This window comes from Pararhizobium sp. IMCC3301, from assembly GCF_030758315.1.
Classification (GTDB): domain Bacteria; phylum Pseudomonadota; class Alphaproteobacteria; order Rhizobiales.
Genome location: NZ_CP132336.1, coordinates 3,168,240 through 3,182,001, shown reverse-complemented (window position 1 = coordinate 3,182,001; position 13,762 = coordinate 3,168,240). Strand labels below are relative to the sequence as shown.

Below are 13,762 nucleotides of genomic sequence, written 5' to 3'. Positions count from 1 at the left end.
ATGGTTGCCAAAGCCAACTGGAGCTACCCCACCGCCATTCGCTTCGGTGCCGGGCGCATCAAGGAACTGGCCGATGCCTGCAAGGCAACCGGTATGAAAAAGCCGCTGCTGGTCACCGACAAGGGGCTGGCAAGCCTGCCGATTACCGCTGCGACGCTGGAGCTTATGCAAGATGCCGGGCTTGGGCGCGGCCTGTTCAGTGATGTTGATCCCAATCCCGATGAGCACAATCTTGCCGATGGCATCAAGGCGTTCAAGGCGGGCGGTCATGACGGCATCATCGCCTTTGGCGGCGGCTCGGGGCTTGATCTGGGCAAGCTGGTTGCGCTGATGGCAGGCCAGTCGATCTCGGTGTGGGATCTGGAAGATGTTGGCGACTGGTGGACCCGCGCCGATGCGGATGCCATTCAGCCCATCATAGCGGTGCCGACGACAGCGGGAACCGGATCGGAAGTCGGCCGCGCCGGGGTTCTGACGAATTCGCAAACGGAAATGAAAAAGATCATTTTTCACCCGAAGATCCTGCCCTCCATCGTGATCTGCGATCCTGAACTGACCGTCGGCATGCCGAAAATGATTACCGCCGGCACCGGCATGGACGCCTTTGCGCATTGCCTGGAAGCCTATTGTTCGCCGCATTACCACCCCATGTCCCAGGGCATCGCGCTGGAAGGCATGCGGCTGGTGAAAGATAATCTGCTGCGCGCCTGGCAGGACGGCACCGATCTGGAAGCCCGCGCCAACATGATGAGCGCGGCAGCGATGGGTGCCACCGCGTTTCAAAAGGGCCTGGGCGCGATCCATGCCATCTCCCACCCCATCGGCGCGATCTATCACACCCATCATGGCACCACTAATGCAGTGGTGATGCAGCCGGTGCTGACTTTCAACCGCGCCGCTGTGGAAGAACGCCTTGGACGCGCCGCCGCCTATCTGGGCATCGGCACCAACTTTGACGAATTTTACGAATTTGTCGGCGAGTTGAATGCGGCGCTTGGCATTCCCGCCAATCTGACAGCGCTTGGGGTGAAAAATCCCGATCTGGAGCGGCTGACGGCGATGGCGCTGGAGGACCCCAGCGTTGGCGGCAATCCGGTTGAGATGAATGTTGAGAATACGCGGGCGTTGTTTGAGGCGTGTTTTTAAGGTTCCGAGCCCATGACCAAAACACTTTTGTTGCCGCGGGGGCAATGGCAGACAGGACTGGAACAGGACACCTGTCGCAGCGGTTCACGACCCGGTGCCAGCCCTTCAACCGACAATATATGCGGGAAGGAGGCGTTCGCCGCGATAGCACGGAAAAGGCCTGAGCACATCAAAACCTGACAAGCCATTGCGAAAGCAAACGCTGAGTTTTCGCAAACCAGTCTAACCTGATAAATATTCGAGCACCGAAGCAATTGCGGCGTTTCGCATCCTTCGAGCGCGTACGTCACCTACATATGACGCTTCCTTGAGCTTGTCTTCAGTGGCAGCAAGCACATCCCCAACTGTCTTGAGATCCAGATCGTCTAACTTTGACCTCTGCCAAGGGGTGATGTCTAGAACTGTATTTGCTTTAGATAATTGTTCTTCTAGATCAAAACCCTCTTGGATTTTAGATAAATCCACTTTCTGATCAATCAGCGGAAAAAACGAAGAATGATTTGCTCCATATTCAGACATCCGTTTCGGTGTAAGTGTGTTGGCGATATTGAAAGCGGTCGTCGCTGGCGTTGTTTCAAGCGCAAATAGACACCCCAAATTAACAGTGTATCTTTTACCAACCTCACTACGGGTCGCTCGTATCCCCCCGGAATGTTCAGCAAGAACACCTGTATAGCAAAGAATCCGAAGGGCCTCCTTTATGATTTCTGGTGCGTCTCTATGTATCCAAATATATGCAGTGGAGTTTTTTTCTCGTTCAAGATAATCGTCATTTTTTTGTTTTAATTCAGGTAGAACAACATCTTCTAAAAAATTGCGACCCCAATCGATCACGGATTTGTGGCCCAAGTATTTCTCTGATAAAGAAGAGTGTTCAGCCCATATACCTCCTCGATAGAATTCCCGAACTACCGTATTGATTTCAGTTGAAGACATTTTCTGCGCATCGAAAACGGTTTTCAACAGAATTCGTGGATTTCCTGTAGCAGCGTAGGCCAAGATCGCGAAGTTTTTGCCATTTTTGGAAATACTCTTCAGAAGCCCCGAATCAGCCTGCTTCTCTACGATTTTTCTCATGCTCGCGACATAACCTTCGGAGCTAAGAGGCCAACCGAAAATTATGTTGAGTGATTTCAGCAAGTTGTGATTCTCTGTTGTTTGCAAAGACAATGGAGGATCGGATGGCTTGGACTGAAATCACTCGGAAGCAATATGACCGCAGATACTTGCGCTATGCAAGCGATTGTACGGACGAGGAATGGGCGTTGATCGTGCCGTTCATGCCTGCGCCGAGCAAGGTCGGTCGACCGCGCAAATGGCCGATGCGCGAGATATGGAACGCGATCCAGTATATAGCGGCGTCGGGCTGCCAGTGGGCGATGCTGCCAAAAGACTTCCCGCCCTTCACAACGGTCCAGCACTATTTCTACCGATTACGCGACAGCGGCCTGCTCGACATCATCAACGAAACGCTGGTCATGTCCGCGCGCCTTTTGGCCGGCCGCGCGGCAGAGCCGACAGCGGGTGTGATCGACAGCCAAAGCGTGAAAACCACGGAAAGCGGCGGCCCGCGCGGCTTTGATGCGGGCAAGAAGATCACAGGCCGCAAGCGTCACATCCTCACTGATACACAAGGCAATATGCTGGGCGCGATCACGCACACCGCCGATATACAGGACAGGGATGGCGCACCGGACGCCATCGCATACACGAAAGAGAGCTTCCCCAGCCTTGCCCATCTGTTTGCAGATGGCGGTTATGCTGGGCAAAAGCTGAAAACTGTTCTTCAAAACATGGATGGGCCGACCATCGAGATCGTCAAACGCCCCGATGGTGCAAAAGGATTTGTTGTTATTGCAAGGCGCTGGGTTGTCGAGCGCACATTTGCCTGGCTTGGAAGATGTCGTCGCTTGGCAAAAGACTGGGAGGCAACCGTAGCATCTTCCGAAGCGTGGCTGCTCATCGCATCCATCCGGCGCACCACCCGCCTTATCGCAAGGACTTGAAATCAATGCGTATTAATTTTGAGTCGGGCTCTAATATCGCGATTAATCGAAACCATTGTGGCATCATGGGTCGGCTGGAAGGTATCGCCATAGCTTGTCACACCCGGGTAAACTGCGGCGTTGCAGGTTACGCAATGACTTCGAAGATCGCGAAAGAGCGTAAAGAACTGCCTTTGCTGAGTAGGCAAAAATATATGGGCGGCTTCGTCCATCAACAAGGCAAACCTTTTGATGTGGAGCTCTTCTGCTAGGTCTTCAAGCGCATCCTTCAACTCTTCGATATCAGGAATATTACTGCTATCAACGTTATCGTTAGGGTTTTTCCAAGACTCCTCGTAGGATATTATAAGTTTCTCTAGTCCATCTAGATCTATATGCCCGGCGGGTAGTCCGGCGAGTACGTTTGCACTACTCGACATATTCGCCAGCAGGCCCATCTTTGAGATTTTGCGCAAAACGGCCCGACAAATCCTTGCGAGCATCCAATGCCGGAATTGATCCGGATCTCCAGTCCTAAGCAAAGAACTACTGACAAAGGTGACGTAAACTGGAACCACTCTAGAGGAACTGTATTCCGCAGCCAGTTCCTGTTCGGCTACGCGCATAAGAAAAGACTTTCCGACACCGCGACTTCCGATAAGAATAGTCGGGTTTCGCCCCTTAAGCTGATCAATTGCTGATCGATCTTCTTCAGTCTCTACAAAATAATTCAGTATGTCGGACGGTCCAATGTCTTCCGTTCTATAAAAGAAATCACTCATTGGGGCTCTTTCTCAAAAATAGCTTGTATCGGAACGAAATCTCCAAATTCTTCAATTGCTAAAGCCTCAATCTCGTCTCTAACTTCGTCCGTAGCGTCGTTGATATAACGACAAAGAAATGCAAACTTCACAATGCGCCTTGCTGTATCTGCACGATCCAGCCAAGCTTCGAGAATTTTTGCGTTGTAGGTAATCTGGGTATCAAGTCCTTCATATGAATTACGATTTCCATGGACGAACTCGGAGCATTCTCGATAAAGCTTCGTTGCAAGGGTTTGATATTGGTCGCAATACTCCTTCAATCCCTCAAAAAAGGCACCAACAAAGTGCTTCGAAAAAACACCATTGTCCGGACAAATTGTTACGCCCCATATCGAATCTTTCTTGTCCTGAAGCCAAAGGCGCATATCAATCTCGTGCGCCGAAAATAGAACACTGCAAAGGGATAATTCAAAAAATAGCCGAAGACTAATGTGTGCCTGACGGTACTGTGCGATTGAGGCAGAGTAGAGCGCGTGCTGGTATTCAACTCGGGCTAATCTGAACATGGAGGCTTCCGTCTTGCCGGCCACCAATTTGTCAAGAAGGTCTATATCAGCAATGTCGGTGTGCGCTACGGTGAAAGTTGTTAGTCTTTCCACATCGTTTGCCAAATCATCCAGTGCCGTTTGGCTTCGAGCCAAAATACTAGAATAATGAGCTGAAACCATTCTGACCCCTCGTCGAACATTAGAGAGAAAACGTAGCACCGGGGCTTAGAAAAGGAAACGTGCCTCGAAGGAGTTGGACTGGAAACTTCCGCTAATATCCGTTGACTGCTGCTAGCATGAATCACCGATAATGCAGCGGCAAATCGCCCCACAAATCTATGCTGAATTAAATCAAACACAGCACGATAAATGTATGACGGAAAGGTGAAAGCTGGCTGCAGCATAACTTAAGCCGGCCTAGGTCTGCTCAGGGCCGTTAAGCTACCCAATTGCTTCGTCGGAGTTGGTCTCGTGCCACTCTGTGATCCTCTGACAAAGCCGCCCCAAGAACACGTCATAGAAAAGAAGCTCCGACGCGCCCTCAGGATAGAAGGAGGGATGCGCATTTTCGTCCATTTCCCACGTGCCGATACATTCTCCGTCTCTGCTGACAACCGACCCGTCGTCGCAAAGGTTTATCTTGAAGCGCAGCGGCTCGCTCAGCGAAACGCCATAGGCTAGCACCAGTTCTTCTGAATCCTCTTGGGACCATTCGACGGGTGGAATTTGTATGTCTATGTGTGGAGTTTCCGGCCTAATAGGCTGTCGCCGTTTCTTTTTTGCCTTCCAAGGTGGCTCTGGGTTTGCTTCGGCCTCCTCTATTTGAAGCTTCAGGTTTTCCGGGGCGAAAGCCCCGCAGGGGCCTTCTTGATCTTGGAATACCGCCGCAACCCCGACAACTTCGGGCATACGGGACTGGCTCTTGGCCACACTCGGAATCGAAGTGTTGAAACCGGGAGCATAGCTGCGGATCGCTGTACTCTCGCGCTCATCCATCTCATTCGGTCGGCAGGGTGCAAAGGCGATAGACCAAGGCAGCGAGGTGTCAGCTATTCTGTGATAGTGATTGCCCAAGCTCTCGATTGAACGCCTGGCAAGGTCCCAAGACTGCCCAACGTAAACGATCTCTCCGGCACAGGCTATGAGGTATATGCCTGATGAATAACCACGTAGCGAGAGGAGGAATTCAAACTCCTCGTGCCAGTTCCGTAAGAAGATCTGACGCTGCCAAAGGTGAAACAAAGCACTGCTTTTCATCATTACCCAAAACTGTTCGTTGCTTCATTTAGATTGGGATTGCCGGATAACTTTGTCTAGGTTTCAGTTTGGTGATCAGCAAAAGGTGCTGCAGCCTAGCTCGAATGGCCGCTTTCGGGAAAGCCGGAGTACGGCGCACAGAATGACACGAACGCCAGCAAAAGCCCGCCACCAACACTCGCACCCACTGCACCCAAGGTCTAGCGCCTAAGGCGTCTTATGCCGCCTATTCACCCGCAACGGTCGCGATGGGCAACCACCTTGCGTTTGGCCATCACCAGCAGGCGGTCGGGGCGCAGGCGGATCGCCTCAATCGGGTTGCCGGCATCCAGCACCACAAGGCTCGCCTTTTTTGCCGACTTGCAGTCCGTAATTCTCCAGATGCATGATCGCGGCGTTCTGGTTGGTGACCATGTCGAAGCAATGATGCATCTTTGCCGGGCTGGTCATCTGGGCCGGACTTTACGTGCCACTCTCCTTTGCTGTTTTTTTTTAAAATTGTGCTCTTGGAAATCCGTCGGATTTGGGCTTACAAACATGGAAAGCCGGTGCCGATTCAGCAGGAGTGAAATGTGCAACACCAAAAACCTGAAATTGAAACAGCCATCATTATCGGCGGAGGAATTTTTGGAGTTTCGACGGCCGCGCAACTGGTGCGGATGGGGGTTCGCGTAACGCTGCTCAATGACGGGCCGCTTGGAACCGGTGCCTCCGGCCGCTCGCTGGCCTGGCTCAATTCGGCGCGGCGGCGCTCGCCTCCCTACCACGCAATCCGGCAGGCCGGCATGGAGCGCTATCGCAGTCTTGCCAGTCGGAACCCTGGGGTAAATTGGCTGAAATTCGACGGGGGCCTGACATGGGATGCTGATGATAGCGCCAATGAAATAGCGCAGATTTACCGTTATGAACGCGAGCTTGGATATGAGGCGGAATTACTATCCCCACAAGAGGTCTCCGCTCGTGTTGCCGGCGTTGCCGGCAAAGCGGTGACGGCGCAGGGTGCCATTTTGAATCCGGGCGAAGGCTGGGTTGATTTGCCGACGCTCATTCAAATTCTGGCCGCAGACATCACAAAAGCCGGTGGCACGATCATTACCAATGAGGGACAGGCTGAGCTGATTGTGGAAAATGGACGGGCCACAGGGGCCGCGACAGCTGCTGGCCAAAGCTACAGGGCGGATGCGGTGCTGGTGGCTGCCGGTGCTTCCGGCCCTGCCATTCTGGCACCGCATGGTGTGCATATCGGCGATGATACACCCATTGCGCTGCTGGTCGAAACCAAGCCAGTTAGCCATCCGCTGCGCGCCGTGCTCAACACGCCGCGTATTGCAATCCGTCCCGCCTTGAACGGGGCCTTCTTTATGGATTCGGCATGGTCGGAGGAAGAAGTGGTGGTTCACGAGGACGGGAGTTTTGAAGCAAAGCCCGAGACGGTTCAGGGAATGCTTGATGCCGCTCGCAAAGTTCTTGACCCGGTGCCCGAGCTGGAGGTCGCAGCCATTCATATCGGACCGAAACCCATTCCCGGCGATGGCGACCCGGTGTTCGGCCAGGTGCAAGCCTTGCCGGGATGCTTTATCGCCTTCAGCCATAGCGGAGCAACACAGGGTCTGATCGCTGGCGAATTGCTTGGCGAAGAAATCGCTTACGGCATACGCCATCCCATGCTGCAACATTTTCGACCCGAACGTTTCAATACATGATCTATTGCAACCCATCGTCAATCGGGGCGCGGGTCCAGTCTGTGTAAATGCTTTCAATTGAATTGCCGTCGTTGAGAGATTCAAAGGCGACGCGGTCCGGATGGTTCCAGGAAATCAGGCTCTCAACCGGACGATCATTGACGTCATAGACAACTGAGCGCAACAGCAGGCCGGCTTCATCCGGCGGCAATTCCAAAAGGCTGGCTTCGACCTCGGGGACAGGCGCCACCGAGATGTGAAAATCCGATTTTTCGAAGGTCAGGCCGAATCTGTCGCGCAACAGGGCGTAAAGCGACGGTGTATCAATCAGGTCCGCCGCAATCAGACCCGGCACCAGACTGGAAGGCAGGTAGGAGGTTTCGACGCAAAACGGTTTTCCATCTGACAGGCGCAGGCGCTTGATCACGATGACCGGCGTGCCCTCTTCCAAATGCAGCCGACGTTCGACATTTGCATCGGCCTGGGCCATCTCAAAAAACAGAAGTCTTGACCCGGCTTCGTGTCCACGCTGTGCGACAACTTCAGATATCGAGGTGGAGACTCTTTTTGACAGCGGCCGGGTGACGCTCAGTTCAGGAATGAATGTCCCCGCTGTGCTGCGTCGCTCCAGACTTCCCATTTCAACAAGTCGTTCGAGCGCCTTGCGCACGGTCATGCGGGAAATTTCAAACCGCTCGGCCAGTTGTCGCTCGGAGGGAATGCGATCCCCCGGCGACATTCCCATGTTGCGCACCAATTGCCGCAACATCGCTTCGGCACGCTTTTCGACCGCGCCGCGGCTTTTGCTTTTATTATTTTTCGACGCGGGAGTTTCCAGCATTTTGGTCTGTCTCAACTGCAATTGGTATAGTTTTTATTCTGATTCTGGCAAGTTATTCACAAATTTGGCCGGTAAATTATATACCAATTCGCGACTCAGGACCAGATTGGCGCTCATATTCAAACTTTCACAACTGGGTTTATCAAGCGATTTGAATTGGCATTTCCAAAATATCGCTTGCCACTGCGAAGTTCAACCCGATAATAATATACCAATTAAACCAAAAATATGACTTTGGTCTAATTTACTGATTTTAACTGCACCCGAGGAGATATGAGATGATGAAATTATTCGCTGGAATAGCCTTAAGTGCCACTCTGGCAGCGGGCGGCGCATTTGCGCAGGACAAGACCGTCATTAATTTCCTGCACAAATATCCTGAACCGGAAAGTATGCAATTCTTCAATGCTGCGGTTGAGGCCTATGAAGCCAAGAACCCCAACATTGATGTCGTCATGGAAGCAGTGGCTGACGAGCCTTACAAGGATAAGATCCGCGTGCTGATGGCTTCTGATCAGGTGCCGGATATCTTTTTCTCCTGGTCCGGTGAATTCGGCCGCAAATTCGCCCGCGAGAAACGCACACTCGATTTGACCGAGGCATTGAAAGGTGAGGAGTGGAAGGGGCGCTTTTCTGAAGCAGCACTGGATCCACTGCGTTTCGAAGGCAAGCAATTCGGCATTCCGACCAATGTGAACGCGAAATATTTTGTCTACAACAAGTCGATTTTTGAAAAAAACGGCGTCGAAGAACCAAAAACATTCGCCGAATTCATCACCCTTCTGGAAACGCTCAAGAGCAACGGCGTAACGCCGATTGCCTACGGCAATGGAGGCCCCTGGGCTGCCACGCACTATATTGGCGATCTGTTTGCAAAATACGTGCCCAGCGATGTGCGCATTGCCGATTATGAATTGCTGGCCGATCCGGACAAACTCTATATCCATCCGGGTTATGTCAAAGCTCTTGAAACCTACACGATGATGAATGATTCAGGTTTCTTCAACCGGGGTGCAAATGCGTTGCAACACTCAGTTGCGCGTGGCTCGTTTGTCGCCGGACGCACAGCGATGATGTTTGTGGAACTGGTCGAGTTTTACGGTTTCAAAGGGTCCAATCTGGAAGCAGCAGGTTGGGGTTTCTTCGCCATGCCGCCAATTGAAGGTGCCGAAGGCAATCAGAATCTGCTGACAGGTGCTCCGGAAGGATTTCTGCTTTCCGCAAATACTGAAGTTGCCGAAGAAGCGCTTGATTTTCTCAATTTCATGACCGGCCCGGAAATGGCGAAGGACTATGTCAAAACCACGGGCATGACTTCAGCGGTGATCGGCTCTGTGACCAACGCGACCGCCAGTGATGAAGTGATCGCAGGACTGGAGCGGCTCAAAGAGGCCGAAGGCATGGCCCTGTGGCTGGATACGGATATGGATACACAGTCCGCCAATATCATTCTGGCGGCAGGCCAAGCACTTCTTACCGGTGATGCAACCCCTGAAAAAGTCATGGAAGACGTGCGCGAGACTGCCAAAAAAGAGCAGGCAAAACGCTAGAGCGCCTTCCGGGACCCAAAAAACCGGCCGGGGACAGGATAGCTTCCCGGCTGGTACTCTCTCCCAAAACTCTTGAAAGGAACAGCATGTCCGGCCGCCGCTCCGCAAGCTTTCGTCAAAGCCTTTCAGGCTGGCTGTGGGTTGCTCCGACATTGCTGTTTCTTGTCATCTTCGTTTACGGGCCAGCGCTTGCCAATATTGTCTATAGCCTGTTTTCCTTCTCTGCCATGTCTCAGGAGATGGATTTTGTAGGACTTGCAAATTACTTCGCGCTTTCCGCCGATCCGTTTTTCCAGACAGGTTTGATCAACAATATAGTCTATGCGCTGATCTCGGTGTTTTTTCAGGTTGTGGTCGCGCTCACTCTGGCCGCGGTGCTGGAAGCAAACGTGTTTCCACGGTTTGCAGCCAACAGTTTTCGGACCATGTTGTTTCTACCCTCAATTCTGCCGGTCGTTGTGGTTGGCCTGATATGGCAGATACTGCTTGCTCCGGCCATCGGCCTGTTCGATCAGGCCTTGTGGGAACTGGGTCTGGGTGCCTGGTCGAAGGCTTGGCTCGGCGATCCGGACACCGCCATCTATACGATCATCATGGTCTCGCAATGGCAGTGGACGGGTTACATCATGGCCCTGTTTATGGTGGCTATCCGTGCCATTCCACGCGATCTTTACGAGGCAATGGAACTGGAAGGCGCATCGGGGCCGCGTATCTTCTTTCACCTGACTGTTCCAGGTGCACGCGAAACCATCCTGATCGTGACGATCATCACAATACTGGGCTCTCTGAAAGTCTTTGACATTGTCTGGGTGATGACCGCCGGTGGCCCGAACCATTCCTCCGAAGTTCTGGGCACACTCATGTACAGAGCGGCCTTCCGGGACGATATGATCGGCTATTCGTCGACAATCGCGACCGTTATCTTCTTCATCGCGCTGACCATCGGTGTGGTCCAGATCAAGCTGCAGAAGGATCAGTAGAATGGTTGATGCTACGATCACTGCAAACGAATTACCGCGCGAAAGACAGATTGCAAATGCAGGGATCATCCTCAACCGCATAGTTCTGTGGGTGGCGTTTCTGACCCTGTCAGTGGCATGTATCTATCCGATGATCTGGCTGTTCCTGAACGGCTTCAAGTCGACCAATGAATTGTTTCAGGCGTCATGGGGCATCCCGCAGGTCTGGCGCTGGGAAAATTTCACCACTGCATGGAATTACGGCATCTCGCGCTATCTGCTGAACTCGGTGGTCGTCGCGGTTGCAACCGTTGCCATCGAACTCATGCTGGCATCGATGGCGGCTTACGCGCTTGTCACCATGCAGTTCAAGGCGAAATTCGCAATTTATATGGGCATCCTCGGCGGCATGATTTTGCCTCCGGAAGTGAGCTTGTTTCCGCTGTTCAAGGTCATGGCCGCGACCAATCTCTACAACACCTATTTTGCTCTGATCCTTCCCAATGTGGCTTTTGGTCTGCCGTTCACCACATTCCTGATCCGGGCCTATATGGTCGGCATTCCTCTCGACCTGCGCGAGGCCGCATTGCTGGACGGTGCAAGCGAGGGATTGATCTACCGCTCGATCTACCTGCCGCTTTGCAAGCCGGTTCTGGCCGCTGCCGGCCTGATTGCGGCGATGCGTGTCTGGAACGAATTCATATTCGCCCTGACTTTCGTGGAAAGCGAAAGCGTCAAGACAGTCACCATCGGGATTATGAGTTTCGCAGTCGCCCTGCGCGCGGATTATGGGATCATGATGGCTGGACTTGCCCTTTCCATCCTCCCGATCCTGGCCACTTTCCTAATTCTCCAGCGCCAGTTCATTGGTGGCCTCACACAGGGAGCGGTAAAATGAGAGACTCGGCGAACAGCTATGTTCGGATCTCCGGCTTAAAGAAGAACTTCGGCAGTTTTGAAGCATTGCGCGGGCTCGATATCGACATCGTCCGTCAGGAATTCGTGGTGCTGCTTGGCCCGTCGGGATGCGGCAAGTCCACATTGTTGCGGATGATTGCCGGGCTTGAAGAAATTGACGCTGGCGAGCTGACAATCGACAGCGAGCGAATGAATGAAGTGAAAGCCTCGAAGCGCGGCATCTCAATGGTGTTTCAATCCTACGCGCTTTATCCGCATAAAAGCGTCTATCAAAATATGGAGTTCGGTCTGAAAGTGGCAGGGCTTTCCAAATCCGAACGGCAGGCCAAAATCGCAGAAGCGGCAAACATTCTGCAACTGACGCACCTGCTGCAAAGAATGCCGAGAGAATTGTCCGGCGGCCAGCGCCAACGCGTTGCCATTGGCCGCGCGATTGTGCGCGAGCCGAAGGTTTTTCTGTTTGACGAACCGCTGTCCAACCTGGACGCGAGCTTACGCCTGCAAATGCGCGGTGAGCTGGCGCGGCTGCATCGTGAACTGAAAGCGACGATGATCTACGTCACCCACGATCAGGTCGAGGCGATGACGCTTGCGGACAAAATCGTTGTCATGCGTGATGGGGCCATTGAGCAGACGGGCGCTCCCCTCGACATCTACAATCATCCAGCAAATGCTTTTGTTGCCGGCTTCATAGGAAGCCCGAACATGAATCTTCTCGACGCCCGGATTATCGCTTCAGAAGCGGGAAAAGTGGTCGTTGATGCCTCCGGCCTGACAGCCGAAGTAAAAACCGAAACACAGTTTGCCATTGGCGACGACGTCACTCTTGGCCTTCGGCCGGAGCATCTTACAGTGATCTCCGGCCCGGCAGAAACTGATCCCAAACTTGAAGTTCTGGCCTGCGAGCGGTTGGGCGGCATGACGTTTGCGCTGAGCCAATTGCCTGACGGTCAGAATGTCACACTTCAGGTGGCAGGCGATTTACCAATAGCAGTTGGCGATACTATTTCCTGCACCTCCCAGCCAGGATTTGCCCATTTGTTTTCGGCCAAAACCGGCCTTCATTTGTAATTCAATTTAAAAGGAAGCTTTCCATGTTCAATTTCGACCCTGACCGTTTTCTGCGCATCGGATCCGGCGCGTATGACGCAGCCGTCAAGCTTGGCGAGCTTGTACAGCAGTTGGTTGATGAAGGTGCCGACAGTCTGTTCTTCATGGGGTCAGGCGGTGCCGGTATCCTGATGCAACCCGCTGCCGAGTTCATGGCGCGGGAAAGTGCCATGCCTTGCTACAATGTGCTGTGCGCGGAGATTGTATTGACCGGGCATCAGGCCCTTGGCCAGAACTCGATTGTCATCATTCCTTCGCTGTCGGGCACCACAAAGGAAAGTATCGAGGCGCTGCAATTTGTGAAGAGCAAGGGAGCAACGGTCATCACGCTGGTTGGTCACGCCAACACGCCATTGGCGCAACAGGCTGACCATTGCCTGGTCAATTTTGCCCAGGATGATACATCGTGCGAGATGTTCTATCTGCTCTCGCTGACGGCTGTTCTGGCCGCAATGCAGGCGCGCGGGGAACGCAGCGACTACGCCGCATTGATGGCTGAATTGAAAGCGCTGCCCCAGCAACTTCTCAAAATCAAACAGGATTTCGAACCGCGTGCAAAAACACTGGCGGCAACAATCCAGAATGATCGTTATCATATCATCACCGGTGCCGGTGCGGTCTGGCCGGAGGCCTATTATTACGGAATGTGTATTCTGGAAGAAATGCAATGGATCAGAACCCGTCCGGTTCATGCTTCGGATTTTTTCCACGGCACGCTGGAGCTGGTTGAAAAAGACGTCAGCGTTATCGTCTTCATGGGTGAAGATGAAACCCGACCGATCAGTGAGCGGGTCGTCAATTTTGCAAAAGAGCATACGGACCGTCTGATCGTGCTCGACACCAAAGACGTCCAGACCGAAGGACTGTCGCCGCTGCTTCGTGCGTTGCTGGCCCCGGCCTTTCTGGCGACCATGCTTGAGCGCCTGTCTGCGCATCTGGAGCATCTTCGCGATCATCCGCTGGAGACGCGGCGTTATTACCGCCGCGTTGCGTATTGAGGCA

Annotated in this window: 13 protein-coding genes and 1 pseudogene; 8 read left to right on the top strand and 6 right to left on the bottom strand. The window is 53.0% G+C overall.

What is annotated here, in order from left to right; translation table 11 throughout:
- Positions 1-1,146, top strand: a complete 1,146-nt coding sequence (locus RAL88_RS15375; protein ID WP_306264742.1) for an iron-containing alcohol dehydrogenase — start codon at positions 1-3, stop codon at positions 1,144-1,146.
- Between the two features lie 222 nt (positions 1,147-1,368).
- Here RAL88_RS15375 and RAL88_RS15365 read toward each other — a convergent pair whose 3' ends face one another.
- Positions 1,369-2,223 carry a hypothetical protein gene (locus tag RAL88_RS15365; RefSeq protein WP_306264741.1) on the bottom strand — a complete coding sequence of 285 codons (855 nt, stop codon included), beginning with the start codon at positions 2,221-2,223 and terminating at the stop codon, positions 1,369-1,371.
- 104 nt (positions 2,224-2,327) lie between these two features.
- On the opposite strand from RAL88_RS15365, the gene RAL88_RS15360 reads away from it, so the two are divergent.
- Positions 2,328-3,152 (top strand): IS5 family transposase, encoded by an 825-nt coding sequence (locus tag RAL88_RS15360; RefSeq protein ID WP_306264667.1) that lies wholly within the window; start codon positions 2,328-2,330, stop codon positions 3,150-3,152.
- A gap of 2 nt (positions 3,153-3,154) precedes the next feature.
- Here the strand turns inward: RAL88_RS15360 and RAL88_RS15355 are convergent, their stop codons facing one another.
- The 4 genes and pseudogenes from RAL88_RS15355 to RAL88_RS15340 all read right to left on the bottom strand — a co-directional run.
- Positions 3,155-3,913 (bottom strand): hypothetical protein, encoded by a 759-nt coding sequence (locus RAL88_RS15355; RefSeq protein WP_306264740.1) that lies wholly within the window; start codon positions 3,911-3,913, stop codon positions 3,155-3,157.
- Complete coding sequence (locus RAL88_RS15350) at positions 3,910-4,623, bottom strand: hypothetical protein (protein WP_306264739.1); 714 nt, start codon at positions 4,621-4,623, stop codon at positions 3,910-3,912. Before RAL88_RS15350 ends, RAL88_RS15355 begins: the two co-directional genes overlap by 4 nt.
- A gap of 261 nt (positions 4,624-4,884) precedes the next feature.
- The gene (locus RAL88_RS15345; protein WP_306264738.1) at positions 4,885-5,703 is read right to left on the bottom strand and encodes a hypothetical protein; all 819 of its coding nucleotides are present in this window, start codon (positions 5,701-5,703) and stop codon (positions 4,885-4,887) included.
- Positions 5,704-5,930: 227 nt separating this feature from the next.
- Positions 5,931-6,156: pseudogene (locus RAL88_RS15340) on the bottom strand (amidohydrolase family protein); the annotation flags it as partial.
- Positions 6,157-6,272: 116 nt separating this feature from the next.
- Between RAL88_RS15340 and RAL88_RS15335 the strand changes: the two are divergent.
- Positions 6,273-7,403, top strand: a complete 1,131-nt coding sequence (locus RAL88_RS15335; RefSeq protein ID WP_306264737.1) for an FAD-binding oxidoreductase — start codon at positions 6,273-6,275, stop codon at positions 7,401-7,403.
- Between the two features lies 1 nt (position 7,404).
- Here RAL88_RS15335 and RAL88_RS15330 read toward each other — a convergent pair whose 3' ends face one another.
- A complete protein-coding gene (locus RAL88_RS15330; RefSeq protein WP_306264736.1) occupies positions 7,405-8,223 on the bottom strand; it encodes a GntR family transcriptional regulator in 819 nt (272 codons plus the stop codon).
- 278 nt (positions 8,224-8,501) lie between these two features.
- Here RAL88_RS15330 and RAL88_RS15325 point away from each other — a divergent pair, with 278 nt between their 5' ends.
- The 5 genes from RAL88_RS15325 to RAL88_RS15305 all read left to right on the top strand — a co-directional run bounded on the left by RAL88_RS15325 (position 8,502) and on the right by RAL88_RS15305 (position 13,758).
- Entirely contained in the window at positions 8,502-9,773 is a 1,272-nt protein-coding gene (locus RAL88_RS15325; protein WP_306264735.1) for an ABC transporter substrate-binding protein, read from the top strand.
- A gap of 86 nt (positions 9,774-9,859) precedes the next feature.
- The gene (locus RAL88_RS15320) at positions 9,860-10,753 is read left to right on the top strand and encodes a carbohydrate ABC transporter permease (protein ID WP_306264734.1); all 894 of its coding nucleotides are present in this window, start codon (positions 9,860-9,862) and stop codon (positions 10,751-10,753) included.
- 1 nt (position 10,754) lies between these two features.
- Entirely contained in the window at positions 10,755-11,630 is an 876-nt protein-coding gene (locus RAL88_RS15315) for a carbohydrate ABC transporter permease (protein ID WP_306264733.1), read from the top strand.
- Positions 11,627-12,721: an ABC transporter ATP-binding protein gene (locus tag RAL88_RS15310; RefSeq protein WP_306264732.1), complete on the top strand. Its 1,095-nt coding sequence runs from the start codon at positions 11,627-11,629 to the stop codon at positions 12,719-12,721. Before RAL88_RS15315 ends, RAL88_RS15310 begins: the two co-directional genes overlap by 4 nt.
- 23 nt (positions 12,722-12,744) lie before the next feature.
- Positions 12,745-13,758 carry an SIS domain-containing protein gene (locus RAL88_RS15305; protein ID WP_306264731.1) on the top strand — a complete coding sequence of 338 codons (1,014 nt, stop codon included), beginning with the start codon at positions 12,745-12,747 and terminating at the stop codon, positions 13,756-13,758.
- The last annotated feature ends 4 nt before the right edge of the window (positions 13,759-13,762 follow it).